The 16,191-nt window shown below is 71.2% G+C and carries 14 protein-coding genes; 9 read left to right on the top strand and 5 right to left on the bottom strand.

Translation table 11 applies throughout. The features are described from left to right. The first annotated feature begins 6 nt into the window (after nucleotides 1-6). The 4 genes from K228_RS0103875 to K228_RS0103860 all read left to right on the top strand — a co-directional run bounded on the left by K228_RS0103875 (nucleotide 7) and on the right by K228_RS0103860 (nucleotide 5,063). The gene (locus tag K228_RS0103875; protein WP_025617227.1) at nucleotides 7-1,698 is read left to right on the top strand and encodes a GAF domain-containing sensor histidine kinase; all 1,692 of its coding nucleotides are present in this window, start codon (nucleotides 7-9) and stop codon (nucleotides 1,696-1,698) included. 7 nt (nucleotides 1,699-1,705) lie between these two features. Continuing rightward, complete coding sequence (locus K228_RS0103870; protein WP_012014490.1) at nucleotides 1,706-2,371, top strand: response regulator transcription factor; 666 nt, start codon at nucleotides 1,706-1,708, stop codon at nucleotides 2,369-2,371. 132 nt (nucleotides 2,372-2,503) lie between these two features. Next, nucleotides 2,504-3,313 carry an SAM-dependent methyltransferase gene (locus tag K228_RS0103865; RefSeq protein ID WP_025617226.1) on the top strand — a complete coding sequence of 270 codons (810 nt, stop codon included), beginning with the start codon at nucleotides 2,504-2,506 and terminating at the stop codon, nucleotides 3,311-3,313. Nucleotides 3,314-3,410: 97 nt separating this feature from the next. Next, complete coding sequence (locus tag K228_RS0103860; protein ID WP_188116162.1) at nucleotides 3,411-5,063, top strand: putative bifunctional diguanylate cyclase/phosphodiesterase; 1,653 nt, start codon at nucleotides 3,411-3,413, stop codon at nucleotides 5,061-5,063. A gap of 49 nt (nucleotides 5,064-5,112) precedes the next feature. On the opposite strand, the gene K228_RS0103855 is transcribed toward K228_RS0103860, so the two are convergent. The 4 genes from K228_RS0103855 to K228_RS0103835 form a co-directional block, all read right to left on the bottom strand. After that, the gene (locus K228_RS0103855; RefSeq protein WP_025617224.1) at nucleotides 5,113-6,243 is read right to left on the bottom strand and encodes a glycosyltransferase family 4 protein; all 1,131 of its coding nucleotides are present in this window, start codon (nucleotides 6,241-6,243) and stop codon (nucleotides 5,113-5,115) included. Further along, entirely contained in the window at nucleotides 6,240-7,499 is a 1,260-nt protein-coding gene (locus K228_RS0103850) for a M48 family metallopeptidase (protein WP_025617223.1), read from the bottom strand. Before K228_RS0103850 ends, K228_RS0103855 begins: the two co-directional genes overlap by 4 nt. A 267-nt stretch (nucleotides 7,500-7,766) precedes the next feature. Continuing rightward, the gene (locus K228_RS0103840; RefSeq protein WP_025617222.1) at nucleotides 7,767-7,973 is read right to left on the bottom strand and encodes a hypothetical protein; all 207 of its coding nucleotides are present in this window, start codon (nucleotides 7,971-7,973) and stop codon (nucleotides 7,767-7,769) included. Nucleotides 7,974-8,188: 215 nt separating this feature from the next. After that, nucleotides 8,189-9,751, bottom strand: coding sequence for an NYN domain-containing protein (locus tag K228_RS0103835; protein WP_025617221.1), 1,563 nt, complete (start codon nucleotides 9,749-9,751; stop codon nucleotides 8,189-8,191). Between the two features lie 179 nt (nucleotides 9,752-9,930). Between K228_RS0103835 and K228_RS0103830 the strand changes: the two genes are divergently transcribed. The 5 genes from K228_RS0103830 to K228_RS0103810 all read left to right on the top strand — a co-directional run bounded on the left by K228_RS0103830 (nucleotide 9,931) and on the right by K228_RS0103810 (nucleotide 15,392). Next, nucleotides 9,931-11,688, top strand: coding sequence for a DEDD exonuclease domain-containing protein (locus K228_RS0103830; RefSeq protein ID WP_025617220.1), 1,758 nt, complete (start codon nucleotides 9,931-9,933; stop codon nucleotides 11,686-11,688). 127 nt (nucleotides 11,689-11,815) lie between these two features. Beyond that, entirely contained in the window at nucleotides 11,816-13,606 is a 1,791-nt protein-coding gene (locus K228_RS0103825) for a RelA/SpoT family protein (RefSeq protein ID WP_025617219.1), read from the top strand. A 53-nt stretch (nucleotides 13,607-13,659) separates the two neighbouring features. Further along, the gene (locus tag K228_RS0103820) at nucleotides 13,660-14,202 is read left to right on the top strand and encodes an NUDIX hydrolase (protein ID WP_025617218.1); all 543 of its coding nucleotides are present in this window, start codon (nucleotides 13,660-13,662) and stop codon (nucleotides 14,200-14,202) included. Continuing rightward, complete coding sequence (locus K228_RS0103815; protein WP_025617217.1) at nucleotides 14,199-15,068, top strand: nucleotidyltransferase family protein; 870 nt, start codon at nucleotides 14,199-14,201, stop codon at nucleotides 15,066-15,068. The genes K228_RS0103820 and K228_RS0103815 overlap by 4 nt, the downstream gene beginning before the upstream one ends. Nucleotides 15,069-15,104: 36 nt before the next feature. After that, complete coding sequence (locus K228_RS0103810; protein ID WP_018223191.1) at nucleotides 15,105-15,392, top strand: Lrp/AsnC family transcriptional regulator; 288 nt, start codon at nucleotides 15,105-15,107, stop codon at nucleotides 15,390-15,392. An 84-nt stretch (nucleotides 15,393-15,476) separates the two neighbouring features. Here K228_RS0103810 and K228_RS0103805 read toward each other — a convergent pair whose 3' ends face one another. Continuing rightward, nucleotides 15,477-16,151, bottom strand: coding sequence for a DUF4142 domain-containing protein (locus K228_RS0103805; protein WP_025617216.1), 675 nt, complete (start codon nucleotides 16,149-16,151; stop codon nucleotides 15,477-15,479). Nucleotides 16,152-16,191 lie beyond the last annotated feature (40 nt).

Raw genomic sequence — 16,191 nt, 5'->3', positions numbered from 1 at the left:
CGTCACGTGCCCGCCTCCACTCCGAGACTGCCCCGACCGCATCCCCTCGCCGCTGCCGCGCGCGTAGTGATGCTGGCCCTGGTGGCGGTACTGAGCCTGCTCGCCACGCATGACCTCGCCCAACTGTGGTGGATCGCGCTCCTGGCGGCGGCGGGCCTGCCGGCGCTACTCGCACCGACACACGACCGACTCGGGCCGCTGAGCCGAGGTGCCGAGGTGGTGGTGCTGGGGCTCGCCACCAGCCACGTCGCCTCGGTGGCGACGGTCGGCATGCAGAACGCCGGGTTGGGCGCCTCCGCGGTGCTGCCATACCTGACCGTCCCGATCACCGTCACAGCCCTGCGCCGACGCTTCCGCGAGGGCTCGGGGCTGCTGGCGATCATCGGTCTCACCCTGCTGCTGGCCGGGGCGCTGACCGAGGTCGACGGCCAGCGGCAGCTCTTCCAGGTTGGCTACCTGGCGGTCAGCGCCCAGTGGCTAACCCTCTCCGGCCTCGGGCTCTATGCGGCGCGAACCCTGCACCGAGTGATCCGGGCGCGCAGCGACAGCAAGCCCCAGCCGTACGCGGAGGCGACCCGCCTCCTTACCCAGCTACGCACAGTGGCTCGACAGCTACCTGGCGCCACACTGGACCCGGGCGGCATCTCCGAACACCTGTTGGAGGAGCTGCGGACGCTGGCCCGGGCGGATCGGGCGGCCGTCCTGTCGGCCAGCGGTGGTGGACGGCTGGTGGTCCTGGCCCAGTGCGGAACCGACCGGGTGGACTGGGAGACCACACTGGACGCGGACTCGGCGATCGCCGACGCGTGGGCCAGCCAACAGCCACAGACCGCCGCGCACTCGCAAGCCCGCTCACCCGTCGGTGGGGAGGTCTCCGCGCTGATCGTTCCGCTGGTCGCCGGGGTGCGTACGGTCGGGTTGGTGGTGCTGGAGGCGGACGTCGCGAACGCGTACCCGCCCACGGTCGTGGCCCGGGCGACCGGGCTGACCTCCCCCGCCGCGCTGCGCCTGGAGGCGGCCCTGCTCTTCGACGAGGTGCACTCCCTGGCCACCAACGAGGAGCGGCAACGACTCGCCCGGGAGATCCACGACGGGGTGGCCCAGGAGCTGGTGATGGTCGGCTACGGCATCGACAACGCCCTGGCCACGGTGCACGAGGACACCGAGGAGACCGCTGAGTCGCTGCGTGGGCTACGGCAGGAGGTCACCCGGGTCATCACCGAGCTGCGGCTCAGCCTCTTCGAGCTGCGCAGCGAGGTGGACCGGCACGGCGGCCTCGCCGCCGCCATCGCCGAGTACGCCCGCACGGTCGGGGTCTCCGGCGGCCTGCGGGTACACCTGTCGCTGGACGAGTCGACCGCCCGCCTGCCCGCTGCCACCGAGGCCGAGCTCCTGCGGATCGCCCAGGAGGCGGTGGCCAACGCCCGCAAGCACGCTGGCGCCTCGAACCTCTGGGTCACCTGTGCGGTGGACCCGCCGTACGCCCAGATCGAAGTGTCGGATGACGGTCACGGAATCTCCGACCAGCGTACGGACGGGCATTACGGCCTTGCAATCATGGCGGAGAGGGCGGAACGTATCCGAGGTCGACTGGAGATCCGGCCGCGGCAGCCGAGCGGCACAACGGTGGCCGTGGTGGTTGGTTCGTCACCCCAGCGCGATAACGTGCGTGGCAGTACCGCAGCAGAAGGGGAGTAACCCGAGGATGACCACACCGACACCAGCCACTCGCACCAAGGTCCTCCTTGTGGACGATCACGACCTGATTCGAAAGGGGCTGCGGCACGCCTTCGAGCGCGACCGGCAGTTCGAGGTGGTCGGCGAGGCTGCCACCGCAGCCGAGGGGGTCCGCCAAGCCGGTGCCCTCCAACCAGACGTGGTCATCATGGACCTGCGGCTGCCCGACGGCAGTGGCCTTGAGGCCACCCGCGCACTGCGCAAGTCCAGCGCCACGATGGGCATCGTCGTGCTGACCATGTATGCGGGCGACGACCAGCTCTTCGGCGCGCTCGAGGCGGGTGCGAGCGCCTTCGTCCCGAAGACCGCCCCGGCGGATGAGGTGGTTGCCGCCGCCCGGCACGCCGCCTCCTCGCCCAGCGCGTTCACCGCCGCCGACCTGGCCGAGGCGATGAAGCGCCGGCTGGCCCCGTCCGGGCCGCAACTCTCCCCACGCGAGGGACAGGTGCTACGCCTGCTCGCCGACGGAATGAGCGTGGCCGGCATCGCCAAGCAGCTCTTCGTCAGTGAGTCCACTGCCAAAACCCACATTTCCAAACTCTACGAGAAGCTTGGCGCCGCCAACCGCGCCCAGGCTTTGATGACCGCGCTCCGGCTCGGTCTCCTCGAGGCACCCGACGCACCCAAATTCTGATCTGCCGCTCAGCTAACGAGCGGACAACTTCTCATCGACGACAGTGTCGGCCGGCGCGATGTCGCGCTAAGGTCTCCCCCGGCGGAGGGGTGGTCTGCAGGGGCGTGCCCCGTGCGCACGAAGAGGTGAGGCATGCGACGGCCGGACTGGGCACCCGACGAAATCGACATCGAGCGTCCCAGCGTCGCCCGCATGTACGACTACTACCTCGGCGGCTCCCACAACTTCGCGGCGGACCGAGCAGCAGCGCAGGCCATGGTCGCTGCCGTTCCCGAGGCCCCGCTGATGGCCCAGGCGAACCGCGCTTTCCTGCGCCGGGCGGTGCACTTCCTGGCCGATGCCGGGGTCCGGCAGTTCCTCGACATCGGCTCCGGAATCCCCACTGTCGGCAACGTGCACGAGATCGTCCAGCAGGTCGCGCCCGACTCCCGGGTCGTCTACGTCGACACCGACCCGGTGGCGGTGGCACACAGCCAGGAGATTCTCGCTGGCAACGAGCAGACAACCGTCCTCCAGGAGGACCTGCGGCACCCCGACCGTATCCTTGGCCACCCCGAGCTTCGTCGACTGCTCAACCTCAATGAGCCGACCGCGGTACTCATCGTCGCCGTGCTGCACTTCGTCCCCGACGACGACCGCCCCGCCGAGTTGCTGGGGACCCTGCGAGACGCCCTCGCTCCCGGCAGCTGGCTCGTGCTGTCGCAGGCCAGCGACGAGGGGCGGCCGGAGACCGAGCGGAGCGATGCCGAGGCGGTATACCGACGCACCGGTAGTCCACTGTGGTTCCGCGACCGGTCCGAACTGACCACGCTCTTCGACGGTTTCGAGCTGGTTGAGCCCGGGGTGGTGTGGGTTCCGCAGTGGCGCCCGGAGACACCGGAGAGCACCGTGAACGCCGAGGCATCGGTGTTCCTCGGTGGCGTGGGGCGGATCGGTGACTAGCTCAGCCACCGCGGCTCAGCCCAGCGGCGCCAACTCCGGCATAGCCGCCTTCACTCAGGAATGGGCGAACGCGCTCACCGGGACGAGCTACCTGCCGATGACCCAGGCGCAGCTCAGGCAGCTACTCAACCGCCTCGCCCGGCAGCTGGCGGCGGCCCTGCTCGCCGAGCCGTTCGACCTGCGAGCCGGTCAGCGCGTCGGCACCGAGCTGGTCGCCGCACACATCGCCTCCGCCGAGGCGCTGGGGCGTACGGTTGAGGTCGTTCAGCTCCGCCTGGTGCGTGACCTGGGCCTGGTCGCCGAGGATGTGACGGACCGGCTGGCCCGGCTGCTCGCCGCCGTGACCACCGGGTACACCCGGGCGATGCGCGACCGCACGCTGGACGAGCAGGAGTCGATCCGGCGGGCCGCGATGGCGCAGCGGACGAAGGCCGAACGGGCGCTCCGGGCCAGTGAGGCCCGCTTTCGGCACCAGGCCACCCACGACGCCCTCACTGACCTGCCAAACCGGAATCTCTTCACCGAGCGGCTCACCGCGGCGCTGGAGACGCCACAGCGGGACACGGACCGGATCGGCCTCTGCTTCCTCGACCTGGACCAGTTCAAGCGAGTCAACGACCAGCACGGGCACCAGGCCGGTGACCGGGTGCTCACCGAAGTGGCCAACCGGCTTCGGCAGGCCCTCACCGGGCATCTGGTCGCCCGGCTCGGCGGCGACGCGTTCGTCATCCTGATCGAACGCACCGGTGGTACCCGGGACGTGATCGCGGCGGCGGAGGCGGCCCTGGCTGCCGTACACGAACCGGCCGCGGTGGCGGGCCACGAGGTGACGGTGCAGACCAGCATCGGCATCGTGGAACGGCAGGTCGCGGGCGCCTCCGCGAACGAGCTGATGCGGGCCGCCGACTGCACCCTGCACTGGGCCAAGGCAGCCGGTGGCGGTCGCTGGACGCTCTACGATGCCGAGCGCGACCGCCGAGAGCTGACCCGCCAGGCGCTGACCGCGGCGATCCCGGCCGGACTGGACCGGGGCGAATTCTACCTCGACTACCAACCACTTGCCTCCCTCCGCGACGGCCGTCTGCTGGGCGTGGAGGCATTGGTGCGCTGGCGGCATCCGGAGCTGGGCGTGCTACGTCCGGACCGGTTCATCGGCCTCGCCGAGGAGACCGGATTGATCGTCCCGCTCGGTCGGTGGGTGCTCGCCGAAGCCTGCCGGGCGGCGGGCAGCTGGTCGGTGACCGGCGGGACACCGTTCGTCAGCGTCAACCTGGCCGTCCGGCAGGTGCACCGGCCGGGCCTGGTGCAGGAGGTGCGAAACATACTGCGGCACACCGGGCTGCCACCGGAACGTCTCCAGCTGGAGATCACCGAGAGCGCCATGATGAGCCCCGCCGAGGAGCCGGTGCGGGCACTGCGCCGCCTCGCCGACCTCGGTGTCCGCATCGCCATCGACGACTTCGGCACCGGCTACAGCAACCTGGCGTACCTACGCGACCTACCGGTAACCGAGTTGAAGGTGGCTGGGGAGTTCGTGGCCGGGCTGCGTGCCCAGGAGCCTCAGGCAGACGAACGAATCGTCGCGTCGTTGGTCTCGCTGGCCCACGCGCTCGACCTGACGGTCACCGCCGAGGGAGTGGAGACAGCCGGGCAGGCCGAACGGTTGCGGGCAATCGGCTGCGATGCCGGCCAGGGCTGGCACTTCGGCCGTCCAGAACCCGCTGACCGGATCCTGGCCCGACTGGGCTGACCGAGCACCGACCCGGGTCTGCACCCGGTCGGCCAGCCCACCGCGTCCCTCAGGGCTGCAGGAGAGCGGTCATCCGGGCGGCCTGGGTCTCCCACCGCCACTCGCGTTCGACCCAGGCCCGACCGGCGGCACCGAACTGGCGGGCCAGGTCCCGGTCGGCGAGTAGGGTCGCCACCCGGTCGGCGAGCTGGGCCACGTCCCGCCCCCGCACCACGAAGCCCGTCTCACCGTCGCGCACCGCATCCGGTGCACCGCCCGAGTCGCCGGCCACCACGGGCAGCCCGGTCGCGGAGGCCTCCAGGTAGACGATGCCCAGCCCCTCCACGTCCAGGCCCCGGTTCCGGGTGCGGCACGGCATCGCGTACACGTCACCGGCCGCGTAGTGCGCGGGCAACTCCGCCGCCGGCACCGTGCCGGTGAAGACCACGTCCCGCTCGACGCCGACCTGTCGGGCCAGCTTCCCCAGCCCGTTCCGGTACGGCCCGCCCCCGACGATCAGCAGTGCCGCGTCCGGGACCCGGCGGCGGATCTCCGGCAACGCCCGGATCAGCGCGTCCTGCCCCTTTCGCGGCACTAGCCGGGACACACAGACCACGACCGGTCGGTCGACCAACCCCAGCCGCGCCCGCACCGAATCGCCGCGGACGGCCGGGTGGTAGGTGTCGAGGTCAACGCCGGGCGCGAGTCGACGCAGCTCGGTCACCCCACGCAATGTCCGGTCCAGCCGGAGCCGGGTGTACTCCCCCAGGTACGTGGTCACGTCAACGTCCCGGCCGATCCGGCGTAGCGCCGAACGGGCACCGGGCAGCGCTGCCCAGCCAACCTCATGCCCGTGGGTCTGCGCCACCACCCGCCGGACTCCGGCCCGACGTCGCAGGCCGGCGGCGAGCAGCCCGAGTGGTGCCGCTGCACCGAACCAGACCGTGTCGCAGTCGTGTGCCCGGGCAAGCTGGGCTACCCGCCGGGCCACCGGTGGGGTGGGCAGCAGCACCTTGGTGTCTTCCCGCACCACCTCGAAGGGCTGGTCGGCGTCGAACTTCTCGGCACCGCGCCAGCTCGAGGCGTAGACCACCACCGAGCCGGCGGGCTGGCGCACCGCGAGGCCGTGCACGAAGGACTGAATCCCCCCGGGCCGGGGCGGGAAGTCGTTCGTGACAAGCAGCGTCCGGCTCTCGCTCATCGACTGGTCTTTCTGGCGTAGGCGCGGGCGGCAGCGATCCGCTCCACGGTGGACGGGTGACTGGCGGAGTAGAGGTAGCCCAGCCGGGGTGGGTCGGGGTCGGCGAGGTTGATGCCGGCGAGTCGGCGCTGCATCGCCACAAAGGCGGCCGGGTCCTTGGTCAGCGCCAGCGCGTGTGCGTCGGCCCGCGCCTCGATCCGACGGGAGATCAACGCTTGTGCCGGCGTGGCAACCAGGCCGGCCACTGTCACCAACGCCAACAGCAATGGGAAGGCCCGCGGTTGGTCGATCGAGTCGACGCCGGCCATCCGCAGCAACGGAGCAACGAACCCGAGCAGGTAGAGCGCCACCACCAGCACCGCCGCGCCCAGCGCGGCGGTCAGCGTGCCGACCACCACGTCCCGGTCCTTGGCGTGCCCCAACTCGTGGGCCACCACCGCGGTCACCTCCTCCGACGTGGCCTCGCGCAGCAGGGTGTCGTAGACGACGATCCGGCGGGTCGGCCCCAGCCCGGAGACGTAGGCGTTGACGGCACGGGTGCGACGGGAGGCGTCCGCCACCAACACGTCCCGGACCGGGACGCCGTCACGGGCCGCCAGCGCCATCAATTCTGTCCGCAGTGGGCTCGGCTCCAACGGGGTGAACCGGTTGAACACCGGCTCCACCAGCACCGGGAAGACGAACGACAGGAGCATCACCAGGCCGGCTGCCCCGGCCGCCCCGAGCGCCCACCACCAGCGCGGCGCCAGCCGGATCACGGTGTAGAAGCCACCCAGGGCCACTGCCCCGATGACCGCGCTGACCGCGTACGACCTGAGCAGGTCAACGGTCCAGCCACCCCAGCTGTTGGTGGTCAGCCCGTAGCGGGTGAGCACGGTGTGTCGCCAGGCGGCGAAGGGCAGGGTCATCAGGTCGGCGACGAGCACCACGGTGAGCCCGCCGAGCACCGCCTGCGCGGCCCAGTGCCCACCGAATGGGCGGCCGACCAACTCAACCAGGCGGCTGCCCAGCGGGGTGAGCCCAAGCGCGAGCGCCACCAGCAGGCCGACGCCGAGCCCCGCCCAGCCGCCGGGCCGCAGTGCCGCCCGGAACTCCCGCCCCCTACGCACCTGCTCTCCTGGCAGTTCGTCCAGGGCGGCGAGTTGGTCGGCCCGCGGGGCCGGCGGGCGCTGCCACGGGATCAGCACGGCGGCGGTGACGGCCAGCGCAGCGACCAGCCCGACCAGCGTGAGCAGGGCCCAGCCGCGCGGGCTCACCGGAGCGTCTCCCGACCCACGATGCCGGCGGTCACGACGGACCCGCCCGCAGCGCGCCATTCCCGCGTCATGCCACTCCTCCCACTGTGCGCGCCCATCGTAGTGGCCGCCCGGTCGTGACGGGCGGGGTGCACACCATCGACGGACAACGGACGATCGCGGCGGGAGGAGCCGCCGCCGGCCGCGGCGGGTGAGTCGAGCTCCGCGGGTACCACGCGGCTCCCGCCCTGCGGGCACCACGCGGCCCGTCCCGCTCCCACGGGCGGGTCAGGCCACCCGATGGTGGCGGCCGGGCCGGCGCACCGGAGGCCGGGGCTCCGGCAGCACCTGCACGTCGAACCCGGCCCGAGCGAACACCTCGATCGCCCTCGCCTCGGCGGCGCCGAACGCCACCGGCTCCTCGAGCAGAGCGGTCACCAGGCAACCCGAACAGCCGTCTACCCGACCCGCGCATCCGTCACAGTCGATCAACATCACGCCTCCCGCCGCACCGACGGTGATCGGGCCAGCAGGTCGCGCTCCCTGGTCACGCTCCGCCCCGCCGCTGCGAGGTCTGCCCAGCACCATCGGTCACATCGACGCTAGACACAGCGTACGACAAAACCCGGACAACTCGATCAACTCACGCCGAGACTCCCCCGGGACAAGCCGACCGGTCGCGTCCCGCCCAGGCTGGGACCGCCGGCCGGTCAGGAACGGGCCAGCCGGCGCAGCAGCGCGTCGGCGCCCAACGGGTAGGCGCCGTGCCGGCGCACGCCGTCGGCCACCTCCCGGTCCGCCGAGACCACCACCACCGGCCGACCTGTCGGCTCGGCCCGGACCAGACGCCGGATCAGCTCGTCGGCCGTCTCGCCCTTACGAGAGAAGAGCACGCGGACGCCGCGTGGACTCGGTGGCAGGCCGTGCATCCGCTCGGCGCCGTCGAAGACGACGGTCACCTCGTCGCCGGTCTGCGCGGCGATCCCGCCCAGCCCGGTGATCAACCGCTTGCGCTGCTGCTCCAGTGACATCTCGCCGAAGCCCCGTTTGGTGACGTTGTAGCCATCCACCACCAGATGCGCCCGGGGCAGCGCGAGCAGCTGGTCCAACCGGGCCGGATCGTCGGAGTTGCGGGCTCGGGTGGCGACACCCGCCACGGGAGCGCCGGACTGGTCGGCGAAGGTATCGGCGACGAAGTCGGCCGGCAACCGGTCCGCCGGATCCAACGCCAGCTCCCGCCGCAGGCCCACCGCGGCCTGACCGATCGTCTCCAGCAGCAGCCACAACCGGGCGTCGTCGACCGACCTGGACTCCTTGGCGCTGGCCCGGGTTACCACGGCCGCCGCCTCCGCCTCGGCCAGCCGGGCCCGGACCCGACGCAGCTCCGCCTCGGCGTCCGCCGTCGCGCGCGCCGCCCGGCCCCGCTCAGTGGCGAGCAGCTCGCTCGCCCGACGCTCTCGGGCCTGCGTCTCACGCAACGACCGGCCAAGCTGCCGCGACTCCTCCCGGAGCTGGCCGAGCTCATCGCGAACCCGGGCCAGCTCATCGCGGAGCTTGTCTGCCTCGACCCGGGCCACCGCACGGTCGTGTTCTGCCCGGGTAGCCCGCTGCTCGGCCTCTCGGACCAACTCGGCGACGACTGCGCTGTCCGCCTCGGCCCGGACCGCCGCGCCGCTGGACTCGATGAGATCCCGCCACCCCCGCGGGCGCGCCAGGTACGCCAGTGCCGCGACCTCCACCGGATCGGCGGCCGCCGGCGCGGTGCCACCGACCACCGCCGCGCCGAGGTCACCGGCGTCGGCCAGCACCCGTGTGGCCACCCGCTGGCGAAACAGTGGGTCCCCGGTCAACTGGGCCGCGATCATCGGCGCGCCGAGCCGCGCCCGCCGATTGGGCGCGAACTTGGCTATTCGGCGCAGCGGAACCGGCACCTCGTCCGCGGGCAGGCCGGGCAACACCGCTGCGGCCAGCACCACGATCCGCTGCCGGACCGGCTCCGGCAGCACCGGTTCCGGACCGCCCTCCGCGGCGGAGTCGTCGGCGGACGACACGGGGCCGTCGGCGGACGACACGGGGTCGGGCCCGCTGCGGGGCCCGGAACCGGACGCACCGGCGGTGCCAGTGACAGCCGGGTTGGCGGTAGACGCGGTGGCGCCAGCGGCAACCGGATCATCGAGAGTGCCCCCCGTACCCTCGATGCCCGGCTCCGGCGCAGCGGCGACCGACTCCTCCGCGGGGCGGTGGTCGTCGTCGTACGGCTCGGCGAGGGGCATGTGGCAAGTCTCCCACTGTCGCCCGGCCCACCGCCGAGCGAGTGAGTCAATATCTCATCGCAGGACTGTTGTCAACGCTCCGCCGCCAGCTGGAATCGGCGGCTTCAGGGCGATGCGATGGCGAATGCTGTCCAGCCCGGGGGATGCCGTGTCGGACCGGGCCGTTAGCGTGCCCGCCGATGGCACCGCAGAAATATGTCCAGGAGTTGTTAGCCGGCCTCGACCCCGCTGTCGGCGGCGTTGACCCGGCGCTACCCCTCCACGCGACCACCTTCGTCGTGGTCGACCTCGAGACCACGGGCGGCGCACCGGACGGCGGCGGCATCACCGAGATCGGCGCGGTGAAGGTCCGCGGCGGTGAGCAGCTCGGCGCGCTCGCCACCCTGGTCAATCCCGGCACACCGGTCCCGCCCTTCGTCACCGTGCTCACCGGTATCACCCAGGCGATGCTGCTGCCCGCCCCACCGATCACCGAGGTCCTGCCGAGCTTCCTCGAGTTCCTCTCCACCGACGCGGTCCTGGTCGCCCACAACGCCCCGTACGACGTGGGGTTTCTCAAGGCGGCCTGCGCGGCGCACGGCTATCGCTGGCCGAACCCGCGGGTGCTGGACACGGTGGCGCTGGCCCGACGGGTGTTGACCCGCGACGAGGTGCCCAACCGTCGACTCGGCACCCTCGCGGCATACTTCCGCACCGCCACCCGGCCCACCCACCGGGCGTTGGACGACGCGTTGGCCACCGTTGACGTGCTGCACGGGTTGATCGCGCGGCTCGGTGGCCACCGGGTACACACCATCGGCGAGGCGATCGAGTTCGCCCGGGCGGTCACCCCGACGCAGCGTCGCAAGCGACACCTCGCCGAGGGCCTGCCCCACTCACCCGGGGTCTACCTGTTCCGGGGCACCGACGACCGACCGCTCTACGTCGGCACCTCGGTCGACATCGCCAACCGGGTCCGCAGCTACTTCACGGCCGGGGAGAAGCGGGCCCGCATCTCGGAGATGCTCGCCGCCGCCGAGCGGGTGGAGGCGGTGGAATGCGCCCACTCGCTCGAGGCGGAGGTGCGGGAACTGCGCCTGATCGGGACGCACGCTCCGCCGTACAACCGACGGTCGAAGTTCCCCGAGCGGGTCGTCTGGCTGAAGCTGACCGACGAGGCGTACCCACGGTTGTCGGTGGTGCGGAACCTGACCCCGGAGGACGAGGCCTACCTCGGCCCCTTCACCTCCCGCCGCGCCGCCGAGCTCGCCGCGGCCGGCTTCCACGACGCGATGCCGCTGCGGCAGTGCACGCACCGACTGTCGCTACGGAAGGTCACACCAGCCTGCGCCGTGGCCGAGCTGGGTCGGTGCCCGGCGCCCTGCGAGCACCGGATCACCCCGACGGAGTACGCGGACCGCGCGACAACGCCCTTCCGTACGGCGTGTGGCGGCGACCCGCAGGGCGTGGTGGATGCCCTGCTTGACCGGATCGAGACGCTCTCGGCGGGACAACGCTACGAGGAGGCCGCGGTGGTGCGGTCCCGGCTGACCGCCGCACTCCGCGCGATTACCCGGATGCAGCGACTCGCTGCGCTCACCGGGATCGCCGAGGTGGTGGCTGCCCGGCCGGCACCAAACGGAGGCTGGGAGTTGGCGCTGGTGCGGCACGGACGGCTGGCCGGTGCCGGCGTGTCGCCGCCCGGGATCCACCCACGACCGACGATCGCCACGATCCGGGCAACCGCGGAGACCGTCGTCCCGGGTCACGGACCTACTCCGGCCACCAGCGCCGAGGAGACCGAACGCATTCTGTCCTGGTTGGAGCGTTCGGAGACCCGGTTGGTGGAGATGTCGTCCGCCTGGGCCTCCCCGACTGCCGGTGCTGGCCGGTTCCGAGCCCTGCTAACGAAGGCGACAAAGGCCGCTTCCCACCAATTCTCGACCGAAAGCCCATGACCAACCAGCTGATCGGATGACACTGACTCGCATAAGCTGTTAACAAGTGCAGTCCTGCCCGTTTTTCTGGGCCTGCTCCCGGCGCCGGAGACGGTGACCTGGGGGTCGGGGTGAGGAGGTATCCCTCGTGGATGTCGACGCCGGACACGGCGCCGCCTTGGAGGGCGCGCATCCGCCCCAGCCGGCGGAGCTGCCGCTGACCCGCCGGCTGCGGACGCTGTTGGCGTGGTCCACCGCCGAGACCGAACCGGTTGGTGAGCTGGTCCGCACACACCGGAACATCCACTCCGGAACGGACCCGTCGGTGCTACGTCGGGCGTACACGATCGCCGAGACGATGCACCGCGGGCAGTTCCGGAAGAGCGGCGAGCCCTACATCACCCACCCGCTCGCGGTCGCCCAGATCTGCGCCGGGCTCGGCATGGACGCGACCACCCTGGTCGCGGCGCTGCTGCACGACACCGTCGAGGACACCCGCTACACCCTCCAAGCCCTCGCCGACGACTTCGGGCCCGAGGTCGCCCACCTGGTTGACGGAGTGACCAAGTTCGACAAGGCGTTCTACGGTAAGGCCGCCGAGGCCGAGACGATCCGGAAGATGATCATCGCGGCCGGCAAGGACGTCCGGGTGTTGATCATCAAACTGGCGGACCGGCTGCACAACATGCGCACGCTCGGGGTTCGCTCCGCCGCGTCCCGGGAACGCATCGCCCGTAAGACCCAGGAGGTGCTCGTCCCGCTCTGCGACCGGCTGGGCATCCAGAAGCTCAAACGAGAGCTGGATGACATCGTGCTGATGCACCTGGAGCCGGAGGAGCACGACCGCATCTCCCAACACCTGCACGAGCGGCCCGGCTGGGACGCGTACCTGGCGGAGGTCGTCTCCCGGGCGAAGACAGCGCTCCGCCGCAGCCGGGTCAACGCCGAAGTGACCCCCCGTCCGCGCCACCTCTACTCAATCTGGAAGGACACCCTGGCCAGCGACCACTCCACCCCGTGTGACCTACCCCGGGTGGTAATCGTCGTGAACGGCCCGGCCACCGACTGCTACGCGGCTCTGGGCGCCATCCACGGCACGTGGCCCCCGGTGCCCGGCCGGTTCAAGGACTACATCGCCTCCCCGAAGAACAACCTCTACCGCTCCCTCCACACCAGCGTTCGTGGGCTGAGGGATCGCACTGTGGAGGTGTTGATCCGCACCGAGGAGATGCACCGCTGTGCGGAGTACGGCATCGCCGCCAGCTACCGCTTCCCCCACGCCCGCGTGGACCAGTCCGTCCGGGACGAACAGCTGGACTGGCTGCGACGCGTACTGAACTGGGAACAGGAGACCGCCGACCCGGCGCAGTTCCTGGAGTCGCTGCGCAGCGACCTCGCCGAGGCGCAGATCCAGGTCTTCGCCGACGGGCGACAGGTGGTACTGCCCGCCGGAGCCACCCCGGTCGACCTCGCGTACGAACTCGGCACCGAGCGCGGCGACCACTGCCTGGCGGCCCGGATCAACGGTCGACTCGCCCCGCTCTCCTCCTGCCTCGAGGACGGCGATGTCGTGGAGATCTTCACCGAGACGGAACGGACGCCCGGCGCCTTCGACGCGGCCCCACGCGGTCCTCGCCGGGAGTGGCTCGGCTTCGTCAAGTCCCCACAAGCCCAGATGCAGATCAACCGCTGGTTTGCCGACCACACCGAACCCGGAATCTCCATCGCCGACAAGGTCCGCCTCGGTCGGGCCGCCGTCGGGCTGGCCCTACGCAAGCACAACCGAGGTCTCGCCAGCGACCTGCCCCTGCTCCGACTCTCCGAGGAACTCGGCTACCCCGACCTGGAGACGATGCTCGTCGCGGTCTTCGACCGGGCAATCGAACCGGACACGGTGGTAAAGCAGCTCATCGACCTGGTCGACCACCGGCGACGGTGACCCGGCGGGCCCCAGGCCGGCCGGGATTCACCCGACGGCATTAGCCTGGACCCATGATCTGCCGCTCGCGGATATCCGGACGTGCCATCGCATACCAGGTCTTCTACCGGCTCCCGCTGCCCGTGCGGCGTCGCCTGGTCCGGCTGACCGTGCCGAAGTACATCGTCGGTGCGGTCACCCTCGTTCGCGACACCGAGGCCGAGGGGGCCGGCCGGCTGCTCCTGCTGCGCCAACCGCCCGGTCGGGGGTGGACGCTGCCAGCGGGGCTGCTGCAGAAGCGAGAGGCACCGGTGGTCGGGGCGTGCCGCGAACTGTACGAGGAGACGGGCATCCGGCTCTCCCCCCGCGAGCTGACCCCGGCAGTACCGAACGCGATCGTTCACGACAAGGGTTGGGTGGACGTGGTGTTCACCGCCGAGGTGCCGGCGTCAACGACCACTCTGCGGGTGGACGGTGCGGAGGTCTTCGAGGCCGCCTGGCACCCGCTGGACGCCCTACCCAAACTGACCTGGCCCACGGCCCGCCTGCTCGGCTACTTCGACATCGGACCGTTGGCGGGGAAGTTCCCACCAGCGCTACCCGAATCCCAGCAGTGACCGCCGCCGAGGTCTGCGCGGTGGTCCTCGCCGCCGGTGAGGGCAGCCGGCTACGTCCGCTGACGGAGCGGGTGCCAAAGGCGCTCTGTCCGGTCGGGAACGTCCCACTGCTCGACCGGGTGCTCATGCGGCTCGCCGGGATCGGCCTGACCGGGGCGAGCCGGGTGGCGGTCAACGCCAGCTACCTCGCCGAGCAGGTGGTTGCGCACGTCGGGGACCGGGCTCACCGATCGGTGGAACCCGACGGCCCGCTCGGCACCGCCGGCGGCCTGGCGAAGCTACGCGACTGGATCGACGGGCGGGGCGTCCTGGTCGGGAACGCCGACGCCTACCTCGCCGACCCGGACCGCCCGCCGGGGCCGGACATCGCCGCACTACTGCAGGACTGGGACGGCGAGACGGTACGGCTGCTGGGCCAGCCCGCCGTGAACCCCACGGCACCCGGCACCTTCGACGGCCACGCCTTCACCGGGTTCTCCCTGCTGCCGTGGCGGCGAGTTCGGAACCTGCCGCTGGAGTTCGGCGATCTGGTCCGAACGGCCTGGCGTCCGGCGGAGGCAGTCGGCGAGCTGACGGTGGTCCCCTATCCCGGCACGTTCTACGACACCGGCACACCCGCCGACTACCTCACCGCCAACCTGCACGCCGCAGGCGGCGACACCCTGATTGACCCCACGGCGCGGGTGACCGGCCCGTGCCGGTCGGCGGTGATCGGAGCGGGTGCGCGAGTGCACGGTGCTGTCACCGGGGCCGTGGTCTGGCCGGGCGCTACCGTGGGGGCGGAGGAGCACGTGCGGAATGCGATCCGCGCGGGGACCGATCTCACCGTCGTAGTCAGCGAACCCACCACTGCCGGGAACGTCTAGCATGAGCGACGAAGCCAACGAACGGAGCGAACTCCCGTGATCACCGCGATTGTGCTGATCGACTGCGCCACCGACTCGATCCCCGAGGTGGCCGAGGCACTCGCCGCACTGCCCGGTGTCAGCGAGGTCTACTCGGTGGCCGGGCAGGTTGACCTGGTTGCGATAGTCCGGGTCCGCGAGTTCGAACAGATCGCCGAGGTGATCGCGGGGCGGATCTCCAAGGTGTCGGGGGTGCTGAACACCGACTCCCACATCGCGTTCCGCGCGTACTCGCAGCACGACCTCGAGCAGACTTTCGCGATCGGCCTCGGCACCGCCGACTGACGGGCGGCCGGCGCGGCCACCGCCAGTTCGACGGCCGGTCCACCCCGGATGGGGTGGACCGGCCGTCGAACTGGCTCATCAGGGTCAACTAACGCCCGGAGCCGGGGTCTCGGTGCCGGTGCCGCCGCCCGGAGCCGGCGACTCGGTGGTGCTACCCGGAGCCGGGCTCTCGGTGGTGGTGCCGGGGCCCGGAGTGGTCATGCCGGGGCTCGGGGTGCCGGTGCTCTGCGGGACCGGGACACCCAGCTGGTTGGCCAGCTCGACCAACTCGTCATAGTGGGTCTGCAGGGTCGGCAGCGCGGTCTGCGCCAGCTCGATCACCGACGAGTCAGAGCCCTGCGAGATCTCCGTCTGGGTGGCCTGGATGGCCTGGACGTGGGCGGTCAGGTTACTGGTCACCCAGAGCTGGTCGAACTCCTCGCCACTAGCGCTGTTCATCTGGTCGGTGGCGTCCTGCTGGTCGGCCGTCAGCTCACTCGACAGCTCGACACCGAGCTGACTGGCGACCTGTTGGACCGTCTCGTCCAGTTGGGTGTGGTCAGTCGCGATCTGTTGGCCCAGGTCCTTGACCCCCTGGTCCTGGGCCTTCTGCCCGGCCAACTCCCCCTTGCCGATCTCAAACTGATTCACCTGGTGAATGGCCTGAAGGTACTGGGTGTCCTGCTGTGACGGCTGCACCGCGGCCTGGGCGGCCGCGGCGGGTGCGATACCCACCAGTACCAGCGCGGCCAGCAGGCCCAGGCGTTTGAATCCCAACATTCGTCCTCCCCCTAGAGACGTTGGACCGCACGGATACCCG

It is taken from the genome of Salinispora cortesiana (assembly GCF_000484695.1).
Lineage (GTDB): Bacteria > Actinomycetota > Actinomycetes > Mycobacteriales > Micromonosporaceae > Micromonospora > Micromonospora cortesiana.
This window is presented reverse-complemented; position numbering and strand designations above follow the sequence as displayed.

Coding starts and splice junctions, on each gene's coding strand:
- K228_RS0103820 (WP_025617218.1), top strand. CDS start 13,660: ATGATCTGCCGCTCGCGGATATCCGGACGTGCCATCGCATACCAGGTC.
- K228_RS0103805 (WP_025617216.1), bottom strand. CDS start 16,151: ATGTTGGGATTCAAACGCCTGGGCCTGCTGGCCGCGCTGGTACTGGTG.
- K228_RS0103840 (WP_025617222.1), bottom strand. CDS start 7,973: ATGTTGATCGACTGTGACGGATGCGCGGGTCGGGTAGACGGCTGTTCG.
- K228_RS0103870 (WP_012014490.1), top strand. CDS start 1,706: ATGACCACACCGACACCAGCCACTCGCACCAAGGTCCTCCTTGTGGAC.
- K228_RS0103830 (WP_025617220.1), top strand. CDS start 9,931: ATGGCACCGCAGAAATATGTCCAGGAGTTGTTAGCCGGCCTCGACCCC.
- K228_RS0103855 (WP_025617224.1), bottom strand. CDS start 6,243: ATGAGCGAGAGCCGGACGCTGCTTGTCACGAACGACTTCCCGCCCCGG.
- K228_RS0103860 (WP_188116162.1), top strand. CDS start 3,411: ATGACCCAGGCGCAGCTCAGGCAGCTACTCAACCGCCTCGCCCGGCAG.
- K228_RS0103865 (WP_025617226.1), top strand. CDS start 2,504: ATGCGACGGCCGGACTGGGCACCCGACGAAATCGACATCGAGCGTCCC.
- K228_RS0103835 (WP_025617221.1), bottom strand. CDS start 9,751: ATGCCCCTCGCCGAGCCGTACGACGACGACCACCGCCCCGCGGAGGAG.